The organism is Zymomonas sp. (assembly GCF_020216885.1).
In the GTDB taxonomy this organism is placed as follows: Bacteria; Pseudomonadota; Alphaproteobacteria; order Sphingomonadales; family Sphingomonadaceae; genus Zymomonas.
This window is the reverse complement of record NZ_JAIWON010000045.1, coordinates 1-15,279: the sequence shown is the minus strand read 5'-3', so window position 1 is coordinate 15,279 and position 15,279 is coordinate 1. Positions and strand designations below refer to the sequence as shown.

12 protein-coding genes and 2 tRNA genes are annotated in these 15,279 nt (G+C 45.8%); 8 read left to right on the top strand and 6 right to left on the bottom strand.

All coding sequences use genetic code 11. From position 1 onward, the window contains the following. Together LDL18_RS02345 and LDL18_RS02340 are read right to left on the bottom strand one after the other, a co-directional pair. Positions 1 to 1,133 (bottom strand): NAD(P)-dependent oxidoreductase (locus tag LDL18_RS02345; protein ID WP_296506742.1); only part of this gene is annotated, 1,133 nt, incomplete at its 3' end. Positions 1,134 to 1,290: 157 nt separating this feature from the next. Then, positions 1,291 to 2,094 carry an undecaprenyl-diphosphate phosphatase gene (locus tag LDL18_RS02340; RefSeq protein WP_296506741.1) on the bottom strand — a complete coding sequence of 268 codons (804 nt, stop codon included), beginning with the start codon at positions 2,092 to 2,094 and terminating at the stop codon, positions 1,291 to 1,293. Positions 2,095 to 2,204: 110 nt separating this feature from the next. On the opposite strand from LDL18_RS02340, the gene LDL18_RS02335 reads away from it, so the two are divergent. Beyond that, positions 2,205 to 2,292: transfer RNA gene (locus LDL18_RS02335), tRNA-Leu, on the top strand. Between the two features lie 208 nt (positions 2,293 to 2,500). Here LDL18_RS02335 and LDL18_RS02330 read toward each other — a convergent pair. Further along, positions 2,501 to 3,118, bottom strand: coding sequence for a UdgX family uracil-DNA binding protein (locus tag LDL18_RS02330; RefSeq protein ID WP_296506739.1), 618 nt, complete (start codon positions 3,116 to 3,118; stop codon positions 2,501 to 2,503). Between the two features lie 132 nt (positions 3,119 to 3,250). Further along, complete coding sequence (locus tag LDL18_RS02325; protein WP_296506737.1) at positions 3,251 to 4,576, bottom strand: NAD(P)/FAD-dependent oxidoreductase; 1,326 nt, start codon at positions 4,574 to 4,576, stop codon at positions 3,251 to 3,253. A 265-nt stretch (positions 4,577 to 4,841) separates the two neighbouring features. On the opposite strand from LDL18_RS02325, the gene ispZ reads away from it, so the two are divergent. Next, positions 4,842 to 5,444, top strand: coding sequence for a septation protein IspZ (ispZ, locus tag LDL18_RS02320; RefSeq protein ID WP_296506735.1), 603 nt, complete (start codon positions 4,842 to 4,844; stop codon positions 5,442 to 5,444). A gap of 4 nt (positions 5,445 to 5,448) precedes the next feature. Here ispZ and LDL18_RS02315 read toward each other — a convergent pair whose 3' ends face one another. Next, positions 5,449 to 6,693, bottom strand: coding sequence for an MFS transporter (locus LDL18_RS02315; protein WP_296506733.1), 1,245 nt, complete (start codon positions 6,691 to 6,693; stop codon positions 5,449 to 5,451). A gap of 366 nt (positions 6,694 to 7,059) precedes the next feature. Here LDL18_RS02315 and LDL18_RS02310 point away from each other — a divergent pair, with 366 nt between their 5' ends. Then, positions 7,060 to 8,355, top strand: coding sequence for a hypothetical protein (locus tag LDL18_RS02310; protein ID WP_296506731.1), 1,296 nt, complete (start codon positions 7,060 to 7,062; stop codon positions 8,353 to 8,355). Between the two features lie 238 nt (positions 8,356 to 8,593). Here LDL18_RS02310 and LDL18_RS02305 read toward each other — a convergent pair whose 3' ends face one another. Then, a complete protein-coding gene (locus LDL18_RS02305) occupies positions 8,594 to 9,076 on the bottom strand; it encodes an Lrp/AsnC family transcriptional regulator (RefSeq protein WP_296506729.1) in 483 nt (160 codons plus the stop codon). 296 nt (positions 9,077 to 9,372) lie between these two features. On the opposite strand from LDL18_RS02305, the gene LDL18_RS02300 reads away from it, so the two are divergent. The 5 genes from LDL18_RS02300 to LDL18_RS02280 form a co-directional block, all read left to right on the top strand. Further along, positions 9,373 to 11,637 carry a HAMP domain-containing sensor histidine kinase gene (locus LDL18_RS02300; protein WP_296506728.1) on the top strand — a complete coding sequence of 755 codons (2,265 nt, stop codon included), beginning with the start codon at positions 9,373 to 9,375 and terminating at the stop codon, positions 11,635 to 11,637. Positions 11,638 to 11,700: 63 nt separating this feature from the next. Further along, positions 11,701 to 11,775 (top strand) — tRNA-Ile (locus LDL18_RS02295). Between the two features lie 150 nt (positions 11,776 to 11,925). Then, positions 11,926 to 14,313, top strand: a complete 2,388-nt coding sequence (locus tag LDL18_RS02290) for a PAS domain-containing sensor histidine kinase (RefSeq protein WP_296506726.1) — start codon at positions 11,926 to 11,928, stop codon at positions 14,311 to 14,313. Then, positions 14,297 to 14,821 carry a tRNA (adenosine(37)-N6)-threonylcarbamoyltransferase complex ATPase subunit type 1 TsaE gene (gene tsaE, locus LDL18_RS02285; protein ID WP_296506724.1) on the top strand — a complete coding sequence of 175 codons (525 nt, stop codon included), beginning with the start codon at positions 14,297 to 14,299 and terminating at the stop codon, positions 14,819 to 14,821. Before LDL18_RS02290 ends, tsaE begins: the two co-directional genes overlap by 17 nt. Positions 14,822 to 14,896: 75 nt before the next feature. Next, the coding region (locus LDL18_RS02280; protein ID WP_296506722.1) for a nucleotidyltransferase family protein at positions 14,897 to 15,279 on the top strand (383 nt) is incomplete at its 3' end.

Here is a 15,279-nt window from a genome sequence, read left to right as displayed (position 1 = left end):
CGGCCAGAACCATCTGGCGCACCAAGACGCATTCCACGGACTTTTACAGATTCAACATGGCCTTTTCCGACAAAAGATTCCGGTGCAGATAACCAGACAAATTCTGCGCCTTCATCCTCAGCATTTTTTACTTCACGTGCGGAACCAGGCATATTGACCCGATCGCGACGATAGAGACAGCGGACAGATTCTGCCCCCTGACGGATAGCTGTTCTGACGCAGTCCATCGCGGTGTCACCACCACCGATGACCACTACTTTTTTACCCTTGGCATCAAGGGTTCCATTATCAAAGGCCTCAACCTTATCACCAAAAGATTTACGGTTAGAGCTAATCAGGAAATCCAGCGCATCAACAATGCCATTTAATTCTTTACCGGGGGTAGCTAGGCCACGGGCTTTATAAACACCGGTTGCGATCAGAATAGCCGCATGGCGCTTACGCAATTCTTCAAGACTGGCATCTTTGCCGACGTGGAAATTAGTATGGAAGGTTACACCCCCATCGGCCAATCGTTTAACACGACGTGCAACAATGTCTTTTTCTAGTTTAAAGCCGGGGATACCATAGGTCAAAAGGCCACCGGCACGATCATGGCGATCATAAACATGGACCTGATACCCCTGCTGCCGTAATTTTTCAGCCGCCGTCAATCCAGCAGGCCCCGAACCGATAATCCCAACCGAAATATCAAGTTCAGTTATCGGCTGTAAGGGTTCGACCCAACCTTCTTTCCATGCCGTATCGGTGATGTATTTTTCAACCGACCCAATGGTGACTGCACCGTGACCGGAATTCTCAATAACGCAGTTACCTTCACAAAGACGGTCTTGCGGGCAAATGCGGCCACAAATTTCCGGCATGGTCGAAGTTGCGCTGGAAAGGGCATAGGCATCCTGCAACCGGCCTTCTGCCGTCATTTTTAGCCAGTCGGGAATATTGTTATGCAGCGGACAGTAAGCTGAACAATACGGCACACCACATTGAGAACAACGGGATGCCTGACAGCTCGCCTGTTCGTCAGAGAAAGACCGATAAATCTCGTTAAAGTCTTTGTCTCTTTCCTGTGCTGATCGTTTTTCAGGATAGGCTTGTTTCAGATGAACAAAGGACAGCATTTTATTTTGCGCCATAATCAATTTCCTTCATGACAAGCGACATAATTATTTTTTTCCACCAAGTCACGCACAAAAATACATATATGTCAGCATTACTGTCCTTATTTTTGCAAAAAATGATATATTTTCTCAAATTTTCTTTTTGAGAATGAATATTAGTTCCGATGTGGAACTAATTAAACAAAAGGAAAGCAAAGGCTACCAGACCGATAATAATCCGGTACCAAGCAAAAGGCGCAAAACCGCGGCGGGTGACGATTTCCAAAAATAATTTGATAACAATCAAGGCCGTTACAAAAGAAATTACAAAACCAAGGCTGATTTCGCCAAAATCCGCTATATGAAGATTGTGACGCTGTTCCCATAATTCTTTGACGGTAGCCGCCAGCATGACCGGAATAGCTAGAAAAAAGCTATATTCAGTGGCTGTTTTGCGATCAATACCCAGACATAACGCGCCCATAATCGTGGCACCGGAACGGCTGACCCCGGGGATCATTGCCAGACATTGTGCTAATCCTACGAGAACGGCCTTGTGAACCGGAATAGATTGCACCGAGGTATTCTCGGGATGAGATGATTCTCGATCAATGATTAACATCGCGATACCACCGACAAATAAGGCAATGGCAACCACCATTGGTTTTTCCAATAGGGCTTTGACGGCATGATAGGCGATAGCCCCGACAATAACGGTCGGAATAAAACCGCAAAGAATATTTCTGACAAAATGCCATGAGGATGGGGAATGCTGAAACAGCCCTTTGGCAATATTGAGGAATCGTTCCCAATAAAAAACGATGACCGCTAAGATAGCACCCAGTTGGATAATAATGTCAAAACTGGCGGAATTGGCACCATGTGCGCCTAACAGCCTTTCAGCGAGGATAAGGTGACCGGTTGAGGAGACCGGAATAAATTCCGTGACACCTTCCAGAATACCAAGCAAAATAATCGTCAACAAAGAGTCATGCATAAGATAAAGCTGTCCATATTGAGGGTGAGAGCAAAAAAATTTACGCTGCTTTCACATAAATGATTGACAGATGCTAGAGATGTCTACTAAAAACGCGCCACACCCCAAATGCCCAGGTGGTGGAATTGGTAGACGCGCTGGCTTCAGGTGCCAGTGGCCGTTAAGGCCGTGGAAGTTCGAGTCTTCTCCTGGGCACCATCTCTTTCTAGGGATTATCCACTGATAGTATATTTAATAGATGAGCCGTTTTAAGGCTCTTTTTTTGCCTAAAAGACAAAAAATCCCTCATCCTTTAAAATCAATTTTCTCGCAATAAGATTTCCGTTGGCCTGCTATTATATTTATTAAGCCGTCGGAGAAATTTTTTTGAAATAGGCCTTTTTGCCAAAAAGAAAGCTGCCTCCAATTAGGAAGCGGCTAAAAAATCCCGTGCCATGATTAAATCTTGCTGCATTGCCTGATAGGCTTTCTGCCGCCCTTCTTCACTCGGTTGCCGTAAAATATAAGAAGGGTGATAAGTTGCAATAAAAGGTGCTCTATCACCCAATGTCAAAATTTGTCCCCGCAGAGATCCCAAAGTCTGTTTTTTCCCGGTCAAAGCCAGCACAGCCGTTCCGCCTAAGGCTACGGTTAAACGCGGTTTTAACAAACGCCATTCCTGCCTTAACCAATATCGACAGCACTCGACTTCTTCAGGGGCAGGGGTCTGATGAATACGCCTTTCCCCTTTTAACCAGAATTTAAAATGCTTGACGGCATTGGTCAGATAAATTTCGTCTCTTGGCCAAGAGATAGATGCCATGACCTCATCAAAAACCTGTCCAGCAGGGCCTACAAAAGGCCGTCCGGCTAAGTCTTCCTGATCTCCGGGCTGTTCGCCCACAAAAATAACGGGGCTTTTATGCGAACCTTCGCCACAAACGACTTGTGTCGCTTTTTGATAAAGAGCGCAGCGCGTGCAGTGACGCAACGCCTCCGTCAAATCTTCCCATGACGGCGCTTTCTTTGCGGCGGCTTCTGACATTTTTCAGCCTATCCTTTGGTCTTTCTTTTTTAAAAAGGCTCATTACTGGAAAAAAAGATAAAAAAATACCTTGTTCCGAATGGGAGCATCCCACCCGAAACAAGGTGCTACAAAAATTTTCTACGTCAAATATCAGTATAATTTGACTTTAGGGCGTAACATGCTGTGTGCCATGGCGGCGGCGAGAACGGCCGAGCCTTTGACCCATCCATGAATAGCCAACAAATGCAGACGATAAAGCGAGTTATAGAAGAAGCGGGCAATCCGGCCTTTAACGACGCGTTTACCGACATTTTTCTTCCCGCTCAGGCTTAAATCGCCAATGGCTGCAAAACGGCTAAGGGAAAGCAGCGTGCCATAATCGCGATAAGCGAAATCTTTAAGCGGTTCACCTTTTCGCAAGCGAACGATATTTTCAAAAACTGTATCGGCCATCTGATGGGCAGCCTGCGCTCGCGGCGGCACAGGACGTTCCGCTTCAGGCAATTTGCATGAACAGCAATCGCCCATCGCGAAAATACGCTCATCTGTCGTGCTCTGTAAGGTCGGCTTCACGATAATCTGGTTGCTACGAGCAACTTCCAGACCTTCGACCTTAGACAGGAAGTCAGGCGCTTTCACGCCAGCTGCCCAAAGCTGGATATCACTTTCAATGGTCTGGCCATCTTTGGTCTTGATAAAACCTTCACCGGCTTCAACAACCATCGTATTGGTTTTGATATCGACACCCAAACGCTGTAAAACCGTATGCGCATCCTCGGCCATAAACTCAGGTAAAGGTGCCAAAATACGAGGGGCAGCCTCGACCAAGGTCACTTTCATACAATTGGCACCGAATTTTTCGAGGCCGAAATTACCCAGTTCAATGGCAGTGTTGTATAATTCAGCCGATAATTCGACACCGGTCGCCCCCGCGCCGATAACCGTTACTCTGACTGGTTTTTCCATACCCGGTTGGGCAATCATGGTTCTAGATGCGCTTGCACAAGCATCAAAGAGATGTTCGCGAAAACGGTCAGCTTGGGCGCGACTATCCAAGAACAGGCAGTTCTCTCTTACACCGGGCGTATTGAAATCATTGGCAACCGAACCCAATGCCAAAACCAGATAATCATAACGCAGGCGTTCTTGATCGCTGATTTTATGGCCTTCTTCATCCACTAAAGGTTCAAGGATGATTTCATGATTTTTGCGGTCGATATCTTCCAATGTCCCACGAACATAGTGATATCCCCAATGCTTACCATGATAACGATAGCTTACTTCATCAAGGTCGGCATCTAAGGCACCGGTTGCAACTTCATGGAACAGAGGCTTCCAAACATGGGTCGGACTACGGTCAACCAGAATAACGTCGGCCTCTTTCCCGAAACGCTCCCCCAAAGCACGCACCAACTGTAATCCACCGGCACCGCCACCCACGACAACAATGCGGTCAGGTCTACCATTCTTCGACATTTGAAACCTCTATTCTCTTCCAAGCGACGCAGCCCCCTTAGGCGTGGTGGTTTGCGAGCCGCCTCAATTACCTTTTGCTTTAATTAACGAAGAACATTCAAATCTGTTTCACATAAATTATAAGTCAGAGTGAAAGTTTTTATTGCTTACTGTGAAACTATCTTTGCCCTTATCCGGTCTCTGTTTTTAATTATCCTAAATAGGCTTTGTTTGAAGCGCGCTTTCTCTGATTGACCTTTGGCTTCTTTTCCCGTCAATATGGGTTATGGAAAAACAAACCGATCACTCTCCCCGTAAAACATCCTCTTCTTCGCCTTCTTTTGTCAAAATGGCGATAGATTACGCTCCGCTTGTGATCTTCTTTTTGGCCTATAAAATGACAGGCTTCTTTATAGGCACCATCGCTTTTATGGTCTCGATGATCGTAGCTATTGGGGTTTCCCGCTACAAGCTGGGGCGGGTCTCACCAACATTATGGCTTTCTTTTGTCTTGATTATGTTCTTTGGTGGCCTGACTCTGTGGTTTCATGACCAACGCTTCATTCAGCTTAAACCGACTATCATCTACAGTTTTTTTGCTGTCATGCTGTTGGGGGGGCGGTTATTGAACAAGCCAATGCTGAAATATATTATGGAAGATGCCTTTGATGGCGTGACTGAGAAAGGCTGGCTGATCTTAAGTTTTAATTGGGGCTGCTTCTTTCTCGTTATGGCCTTACTCAACGAATATCTAAGAACGCATTTCAGTTTTGAAGTCTGGTTGACCTTGAAAATCTGGGGCGCGATGATTCTGTCGGCCGTTTTCGGATTTGCCAATATGCCCGTTTTAATCAAAAACGGATTAAATACAGGCAATGGCAAGAATTAAGGACTTAGGCTCTGTAATATTTTTCTATTTTCTGAAGTCGGAAGCCTGTCCAAAAGAGGGGTAGGGAAGCCACTGATAGGAAACAGAAGGCGGCTTTCCAGTCTCCATAGGCTTGATGCAAAAAACCAATGAGAAGGGGGCTGGCGGATGCGAAAATATAGCCGACCCCCTGTACCGCAGAAGAAATTCGGCGATTATCATCAAGATTGCGTGAAAATTGGATTACCGTTGAAAAGATTACGGTAAATCCACCCCCTGCGGCAAAACCTCCTAAAACAAGCCAGAAAAGCCATAAAGAAGGCAGCCATAAAAGGCCGATCGGCGTGATTAGCCAACATAGCCCGATCAATTTTAGAAGAAAGGCCGAAGAAAAACGCTGGCTTAATAGGGGGATACCAAAGGATCCTAATAATGCCAAAATCTGAAAAAGAGCGGCGGCACCGCCTGCCTCTGAAGAAGTCATATGGTCAGCTTGTCTTAAAAAGCTCGGGATCCAGGCCGTCAGACCATAATAAACGCATAAATGGGCAGCAAAAGAAATAACTAATACCTGAACTAATTGTCGATGAACGGAATCATGGGGGTGATGATCTTTTGCAAGAATATCGGCGGTGGCTTTTTCGGTTTCTTTTTCGCTTGGGAGGGTATCATTACCATATTCTGTAAATGATTTTTCAGCATAAAAGATCACTAGCCACAAAATCAAAGCTAGAAAGGCCAGATCAACCCAAGAGGCCAGCGCTGTTTTCCAGCCCCAATAATGCGTCATTGGCGGTGTTAAGGCCGAACTGAGCATCGTTCCGACATTCAAAGCCGAGGTATAAAGACCTGTTACGATATGGGATTTATGGGAGAAATCCTTGGCAATAATCAACAAGCTGACAATATTACCAATGGTAAGGGACATACCGATAATAATCGTGCCACTTATTAACCCGCCAAAGCTACCTGATGCCCGTATCAAGGTGCCAATAATGCAGCCCCCCAATGTCATCAGAACCGAAAATTTTAAAGAAGTTCGGTTAATCAGATAAGAGGCAAGGGGTGTCAAAATACCGAAGCACAGAATAGGAATACTGGTTAATAATCCAGCGGTTGCGGCATTGATATGAAGAGCTGACCTGATTTCATTTACTATAGGCGGGATAGCCGTCAACGGGCTTCGAAGATTGAATGCCAGAGCAACAAGGGCAATCATTAACCAGATAGTAAAAGCGTTTTTAGAGAAAAGAGGTCGTTTATTCATCATCATATCCGTTTCAACCTACTGTGATTACAGCCGGTTTCTGCGAATGCCTTAAGGCAACGGATATATTTTTCCAGTATGAATCTTTTCTCATCAAAAAAATGATGCTTTTTAACAAAATTTCAATATGTTAGAATTTTGATAGCAATAGGATAAAGGCGATACCAGCCGAATAGGGTATAAAAAACGACAAATTATATTTATTCGCTGTCATTATAGGTTAGTAAAAATAGTTTAAATAAATATATCTGGACAGAGCGGATACCGCTTTTCGGAATACTCTAATTCAATAGTTATTTGCAGGTTGGTTTCTGACAGGGTAGTCTTAAATCCGATCCTTCTGTGAATATTTACCGGGAGATTGAACGAATGAAATTTGCTTCCAAAATAGCTATGTCGCTCACGCTTGCCCTTAGCGGTGTTTCGCTTATAGCTATTCAGCCTGCTACAGCGAAGAAGCATGAAGCCGAAGCTGCCCCTCAACAGGCGGCCAAACCCGGTCAGGATTATGTTCTTACGCCTGCTGTCAGAACAGCCGCAGGTGAAGCGCAAGCCGCTATCAAGGCTAATGATCTGGCAACGGCAGTGGCCAAACTGGATGCTGCCAAGGCGGCTATGGCAACCGATGATGACAAATATGTTGTCGGTTCTCTCGGTTATGATCTGTCCATCGCCAAACAGGATCAAACCTTACAAAATCAATCCATTGATCTCATGCTGGGCAGCGGCAAAGTCAACCAGCGGATGTCTCAAGACACGATCTGGCAACTTTATGTCAACCAGTCTCAATTGGCTTATGATGCAGGCCAATTCAGAAAGACTGAATTTGACATTGAACAGGCGTTGAAGATCGAAAACGCCAATAACACACAGCTTTATCCAATGCTGGTGGAAGCCAAGGCCAAACTTAACAAGCCGGCCGAAGCTATTGCGGCGCTCGAAACGGGCATCCAGAAAATGCAGGCCACTAATCAGGCTGTGCCAGAATCTTGGTTAAAGCGCGGTGTGGCGTTGGCCTATAATGCCAAGTTACAGCCGGAAACCATTAAATTATGCCAGCAATGGATCGCGTCTTATCCCACGAATGATTCATGGCGTACCTCTTTACAGATTTATCGTGATTTCAACCGGACGCTTGATGGCGATGCTACGCTTGATATCTTCCGTTTGATGCGGGCTGTGGGTGCCTTAAGTGCAGAAAGCGAATATCTGCTCTACGCTCAGCCGCTTTATATCGGTTACCCGATCGAAGCTGAAACCGTGCTAAAAGAAGGTATCCAGAAGAAAGTTCTCAGTGCAACGGACAGCACGGTCAGCAAATGGCTTTCCACCGCTCGCTTGAAAGTGGCAGCTGAAAAAGCTGATCTTGCCAAGGCCGTTGCTCGTGACAGTAAAGCCGCTACCGGTAAAGATGCTTTTACTGATGGCACTTTGGCCTTGGGTGCTGGTGATTACAGCCTTGCGATCAATCTCTTCACCATTGCCAAGAGCAAATCCGGTGTTGACAATGACCTTACCACCTTGCGTTTAGGTATGGCGCAGGCGCTTGCCGGTCAAAAGGATGCAGCAAAAACCACCTTGGCAACGGTTCAAGGTAGTCGCGCTCCGATTGCGCAATTCTGGTCAATCTATGCCGATACTCATGTCGCTACTCCGGCGGCTTGATTTTAGGCATTGAATTTGGACAAAGAAAAACGGGCTGAAAAACTCAGCCCGTTTTTTTTGACAAAAAAAACAGCGAAGCCGCTGTTCAGATATTTTGTCATTTCTTCCGAAGAAGGCACACCGGCAACCGATATAGATCTGAAAAAATTTCAGAAAATATCATGATCGCCAGTGCCTTGGTCATTCAAAAAATACTATATTCTTTTCTAAACATATCGGAAGAATGGGGGGGATTGGATTACTCTTTGGTATCAACTGGCACACCCGGTAAATCTTTGGATGTCCGAATGATCAGAGAGGTCTTGACGCTGGTAACATTGGGGGCAGACGTCAATTGAGAAGTCAGCAGATGCTGGAAAGCCTGCAAGTCATGGGCAACAATTTTAAGAACGAAGTCGATTTCCCCGTTCAGCATGTGACATTCCCGCACTTCCGGCAGGGTTGCGACATGTTCTTCAAATTGGCGCAGATCATCTTCGGCTTGGCTTTTCAAGCTAACCATAGCAAAAACCATAATGCCATAGCCAAGGGCATTAGCATTAAGCTGTGCATGGTAACCTTCAATGATGCCAGCTTCTTCAAGGGCACGTACACGACGGAGACAGGGGGGGGCTGTCAATCCTGCTTTACGTGCCAAGTCAACATTCGTGATACGTCCCTCATCTTGAAGATTCTCAAGAATCAGACGATCGATTGAATCAAGTGGGTAATTAGCCGTCACGGACTTAGTCCTTCTATTTAATCTTCCGGCTAGATAATAAAATTGCCGAAAAATACAACTTCACTTATGCACGATTATGTAAAAAAAAGCCTCAATTCGATGACTTGATAATTAAATGGGGTAAAATCTGATAAAAAAAACATCTCTCAGAAAAAAAAGAATAAATTACCCCATGTAAAAAATATTTTTTAATATCTTCCTGTTTTTCTCCTAAATATGACAAATGTCAGCGATATATTAACCACTTGCCTTTACCGATAATGCGTAAGGTATTCACTAAAAATCGGGAATCAGGCGTGCGTTTCGACGATATGCTCCAAACAATTATGGATCAGCCCCTTAACACAGAAGCGGAAAAGATCGCTGTCTGGCGGCAATTAGTAGATTGTATCGCCCAAGATAAGGGGCAACATGACCCCCATTTGTTGAAAAATGCCTATCAGCGTTTAATGGATTTAACGCGTGAAGTGCCTACCAATATCCGTCTCGATACCGCCGAAACCTTAGCCGGACGCCATATCCCGCCGTTACTGGTGCAATATTTTGCCTGTGATATTGCCCTGATCGCGATGCCTGTCATCAGCTCGGTTCGGCTGGATGTCACTGAATGGATTGGTATTTTACCGGCTTTACGCCAACCCATCAGAAATATTCTTCGTCAACGGAATGACCTTGATCCGTTCGTATTGCGCGCTTTGGATAGCCTTGGTGTCGATCGTCCTATTTTAGATAATCCCAAGGAAGAGCCTGTTTCCATTCAGCCTGAACAAGAGAAAATAGAGGCTTCCCCCATTTCTCTTAAAAAGGCAGAACAGCCGTTACCTCCGCAAGAAAAAGCCACTAATCCAGCATCAGAAGCATTGATGGATTACCGGAAAAGCCTTTTTTCGAAAAAGCCTGATAGTATTTCACTCGCCAAAGAAACGGATGAAATCCAAAATCATTCTGCCGAAGAAATCTCGGTAGACGAAAGCGCTCCAGAAAAAGAGATGTCTTTTTCTGACAGCATCCGTTCTGGCATTCTTCATCAAGCTTATCGCCAGCCCACCTATTTTAAGCCTTTCACCACGTCGCTTGAATCTCTGACGACGGATGAAAAGCCAGTTATGCCTGAAGCCTCAACAACGAATCCGCCTGTCAATGAACAGCATAAGGCAGAAAAAGCAGAGAAAACACAGGAAGAAACTGTCAAGATTCCTCGTTTTTCGCCATTTTCTGATCGCTGGCAGTCAGAAATTACGCCTGCAGAAGAAGCCCTTGAAGGTCATAATGACCAAGATAAGCCGATCTTTGAATTTGAAACAAAGCTAGATCAAAAACAATCTTCAGAAAAAGACATCTCCGACAAAAATAAGGACTTCGCATGGTTTGCCATGGGTAAATCGCGCAATGCCAAAAAAACGGATGAAAGTGCAGTATCACAGAAAAAGACATCAAAAAGCGGTAGCGAAGATACCCAGATACGCCATTTATTAGCCCGTATTGATGCCTTTCGGCGCAGTCTGGAAGCCCGTGCAGAACAATTCAATTTCGAAAGCGATAAAAACGGTGTCGTCATCCATGTGAAAGGGATCGCCTCCCATATTTTAGCAGGGATTTCGCTTGCGACCCCCGCTTTACAGAATGGTTATGGTGTCGATGGACAAGCTGTCGGTGCCTTTACGCGACGCGCTCCTATCCGACATGCCCGATTGACTATTCCAGGGAATGGAGCCGCAGCAGGGGAATGGCGCATTGCGGCTGATCCCTATTTTAGCCCTGAAACGGGTCATTTTTCTGGTTATCGTGGCATTGCACGCCGTCCACGCATTGAAGAAACGGCGCAACCTTTTGTATCGGCAATGCCGCCGCAGCCTAGTGTTCTTGAAATTGATCGCGATTCACTGCGGCAATTGATGCATGAGCTACGTAATCCGTTAAATGCGATCGTCGGCTTTGCTGAAATGATTGAGCATCAGATGCTGGGGCCTGTCGGGAAAAACTATCGCTATTATGCTGCCGATATTACCCGTCAGGGGCAGCGTTTACTACAAGCCGTCGACGATCTTAATCTTGCCGCCGAAGAGAATGAAACTGCCCCTGTCATCCCCCAGAGTGAAGGGGCAACACGCTTAACCCAGATCGTTTCGGCTTTGCATAGCCATTATCAAGATGCGGTTCATAAATATAATGGCGATATCCTGTTCAAAGTCGCAACTGGACTACCTTTGTTAAAAATAGATCCCAGAGCTATTGAACGGATTTTCTCGCGTTTATTGGCAACCGTGGTTGGCCTGATGGCCGCGCAAGAACAAATTGAAGTTAATCTGGATCAAAAAGATCACTTCATCCGTTTTATGGTCAAACGTCCGGCAGCGTTGCAGGGCTATGATGAACAAGCGCTTCTTGATCCCGGTTTCAATTTGCAAGGGGAATGGCCAAATAGTCCGGTTCTCGGATTAGGCTTTACGCTGCGCTTGGTCAGAAATTTGGCTTCGGCTATTAACGGCCAGCTTGAGATAAAAGACGATTCTTTTATTATTTTGCTGCCGATAGAAGAAAGCCAATCAAAAGCCTCTTAAATTTTTTTCGATAACTCTTGTCAGATGGGGGTAAGCTCGGCTATCGAGCAACCTTAGAAGGTGGGGCCTGTAGCTCAACGGTAGAGCCGGCCGCTCATAACGGCTAGGTTGCGGGTTCGATTCCTGCCGGGCCCACCATTCATCTTCTCGGTCTTTATGCGACCCGCTATAAAAAATCCCCTATCAACAGCCCCATTGCCTTTAGGCTGTCTGTTTTGCCTTATTTCCCGTGATAAAAGGACTATAGTCTGCCTTTAGTGATTTTGGGGAATGGCAGAATAACGATCAATGGAAAACAGCCTGCATCTTTATGGAATATCAATCGCCTTAGGGGTGTCATTGCTGGCTGTCCTCTGGGGTATTGCCCTCTATTTTTTTCTGAATGCGCTCCATAAGACAAAAGAAGCGCAGACGATTATTCGCCGTTTTTATCCACTTAAAAATATTTATGACACGGCACCGGTTCATGCCCTTGTCATCCATAATCAAAAAATATCCGCTCTTAATCCTAAAAGCGCATCTTATCTCGGATTAGAAGACATTTCTTCCTCGCCGGATATCTTCTTTTATTCATGGCTCGATAACGATTCAGCCCAAATTCTGGCTAATCACCTTGGCATATTGGCCAAAACAGGCCGCGCTTTTCATTGTCATGTGCAAAATAAAGTCGACCAACGTCTTTTCAAAATTGATGGTCAGATTTTACCACAATCTTCCCGTGATATTATTCTTTGGGTAAGCGACATCACCCAAGAGGCTGATCGTCAAAAGGCTTTGACCTTTCAGGCACAACAATCGGGACAAGCTTTACAGGCGTTATCGTCCCTTTTTGAGGTGATGCCTTTTCCGATATGGTATCGGAATGCCGCGTTACAGTTACAGATGGTCAACCAATCTTATGTAACAGCGGTCGAAAGTCCATCAGCCAGAGAAGTCATCACCCGCAATATCGAGCTAACAGAAGGCAAGGGGGCTAATAATCCGGTTTCTTTTGCCCAAAAGGCATTGGAAACAAAATCCATGCAAAGTCGCCTTTCTCCGGTGATCTTGTCGGGAACACGGCGAATGATGCGGTTAACGGATATTCCCTTACCAACGGGAGCGGTTGCGGGATATGCGCTTGATGTCGAAGCCTTGGAAGAAGCAAAAGCCGAAATGGGACGTTTTTTACAGGCACAACGTCACATTCTCGATCAGCTTTCCGCTGGTGTTGCCCAGTTCAATGCCGAACAAAATTTAGTCTTTGCGAATGAACCTTTTCGGCATCTTTTTGCGCTGAAAGCCGAATGGCTTACCGACCATCCTGAATTTGATCGCGTGCTTGAAAGAATGCGGGAAGCGGGACGGCTGCCGGCGGCGCATGACTTTCCCGCATGGAAAGCGGAAAGACGGCAATGGTTTTTATCCCATAACAATGCTTTGGAAGAAAATTGGTTGTTGATGGATGGCTCCCATCTTCGGGTCATTACTCAACCCACACCGGACGGCGGCTTATTACTGATTTTTGAAGATCGAACAGAACAGGTTCGTTTAACATCAGCACATGACATTATGCTTCGCGTCCGAACGGCCAGTTTTGATAAACTCTTTGAAGCCATTGGCGTTTTTGCTTCTGATGGGCGATTAAATCTCTGGAATACCCGTTTTACCGATATTTGGCAGATTGATGAAAAATGGCTCTCGACACATCCACGAGTTGACGAGTTAGCCCAGAAAACCCGCCTTCGTTTAGAAAATACCGAGCATAGCCACTATATTAGCGATGCCATTCGGATGACGATGATCGAGAGGCAACCCAAACATGGGCATATCGCCTTTATCGACCAACAGCATTTCAACTTTTCGACTATTCCCTTGCCAGATGGGAATATCCTTCTGACGATGTTGGATGTGACTGATAGCTGGCGAATGGAACGCGCTCTTCGCGACCGTAATGAAGCTTTGGAAGCAGCGGATAGGTTAAAAACCGATTTTGTCGCTAATATGAGCTATGAACTCAGAACGCCCTTGACCTCTATCAGCGGCTTTGCTGAAATGTTAGCACAAGGCTATTGTGGCGATCTGTCCCAAATGGCGAATGATTATGTCGCGGCCATTCTTGATGCGGTTGCGCGATTAAGCACGCTTATTGACGATATTCTTGACTTAACTTTGCTTGAATCCGGTAATCTTGAGCTTGATCGACAGAATGTTGACATCAAGCCCCTTCTTCAAGATATGGCAACCGCCCTTACCAAAAGAGCAGAAGAGCTAGGCATCCATTTTGAACTCAAACTGGATAACAATCTCGGCATGATAGAAAGCGATCCGCAGCGTCTGTCCCGTGCGATCAACCATATGTTACTGATTGCGCTTGCCCGCAACCCGCGTGGCGGCACAGTGCAGTTACAGGCTTCGGGGACAGGCGACCATATCTCGATTGTCATAGTCGATGACGCAGATATCCTGTCTTCTTCTCGACAAGGGCATGTTGAATCCTCTTTATCCGATCCGATCTTTGACCATTTTTCCGAATATGGCCAATCCGTTCGCGGCGGCAAAGGAAGCAGCAGTATCGCGATCCCACTTATTCGCCGTTTTATTGCTTTGCATGGCGGATCAATTCATATTGATTCAAATCATAACCAGAAGACACATTTCATTATTACCTTGCCGCGCCATGTGCCTGCTTTGTAAGAAATATGTAGCCTTCCTAGACGATAGTAAAAAGATGAGCATACAGGAAATAATTCTGGCAGATGCCGCCGCTACCGAAGAAGCAGGGCGTTATCTGGGACGATCTCTTCAAACTGGGGATATCATTACCCTTTCCGGTGATTTGGGTGCAGGTAAAACCAGTCTAGCGCGGGGTATTTTAAGCGAATTAGGTTTTCAGGAAGAAGTGCCTTCGCCCAGTTTTGCACTGATGATTGATTACGAACCCCCAGAAGTCAGTCTGCCTGTTGCCCATGTCGATTTATATCGCCTCGATAATCCCGAAGATATTCAGGAATTGGGGCTAGATGAATTCGCTTTTTACGGGGCTTTGCTCGTAGAATGGCCAGAAAGATTGGGACAGGTTATCGACCAAATATGGCCTGATCGGTTGGCTTTGCATCTTGATATTCTCGAAGACAATCGGCGGCGACTAACATGGCAGCGTCCCAGCTATTGGGAAAATCGCTGGCCACCGCTCGAATATTGATAAATGATTTTAAGACGGCCGCGACTTTGCTAGAAGCCGCTCATCTTCATTTCAGGTAGGGGGCAGGAGAAAAGAATGAAAAGCTTGAGTAAGACGATAACGTTGAAAAACAAAAAGCCGCAAAGCCTTATCCGCACGGCGATGATTCTGGCTGCCGGTTTTGGTAAACGGATGCGCCCCCTAACGGCAACCCGTCCGAAACCTTTGGTCGAAGTTGGCGGCAAGCCTTTGATCGACCACGCTCTCGATCATCTCAAGGAGAGCGGCATCACTCGTGTTGTCGTCAACACCCATTATATGAGCGAACCTTTGGAAGCGCATTTGCGTCATACTGCCAAAGATTTCGACCTCCAGATTTCTCATGAAGAGGATGAACTTCTTGAAACGGGCGGCGGCATCAAAAAAGCCTTACCCCTTATTCAAGATGATCTCTTTTTGGTTATCAGCAGTGATAATTT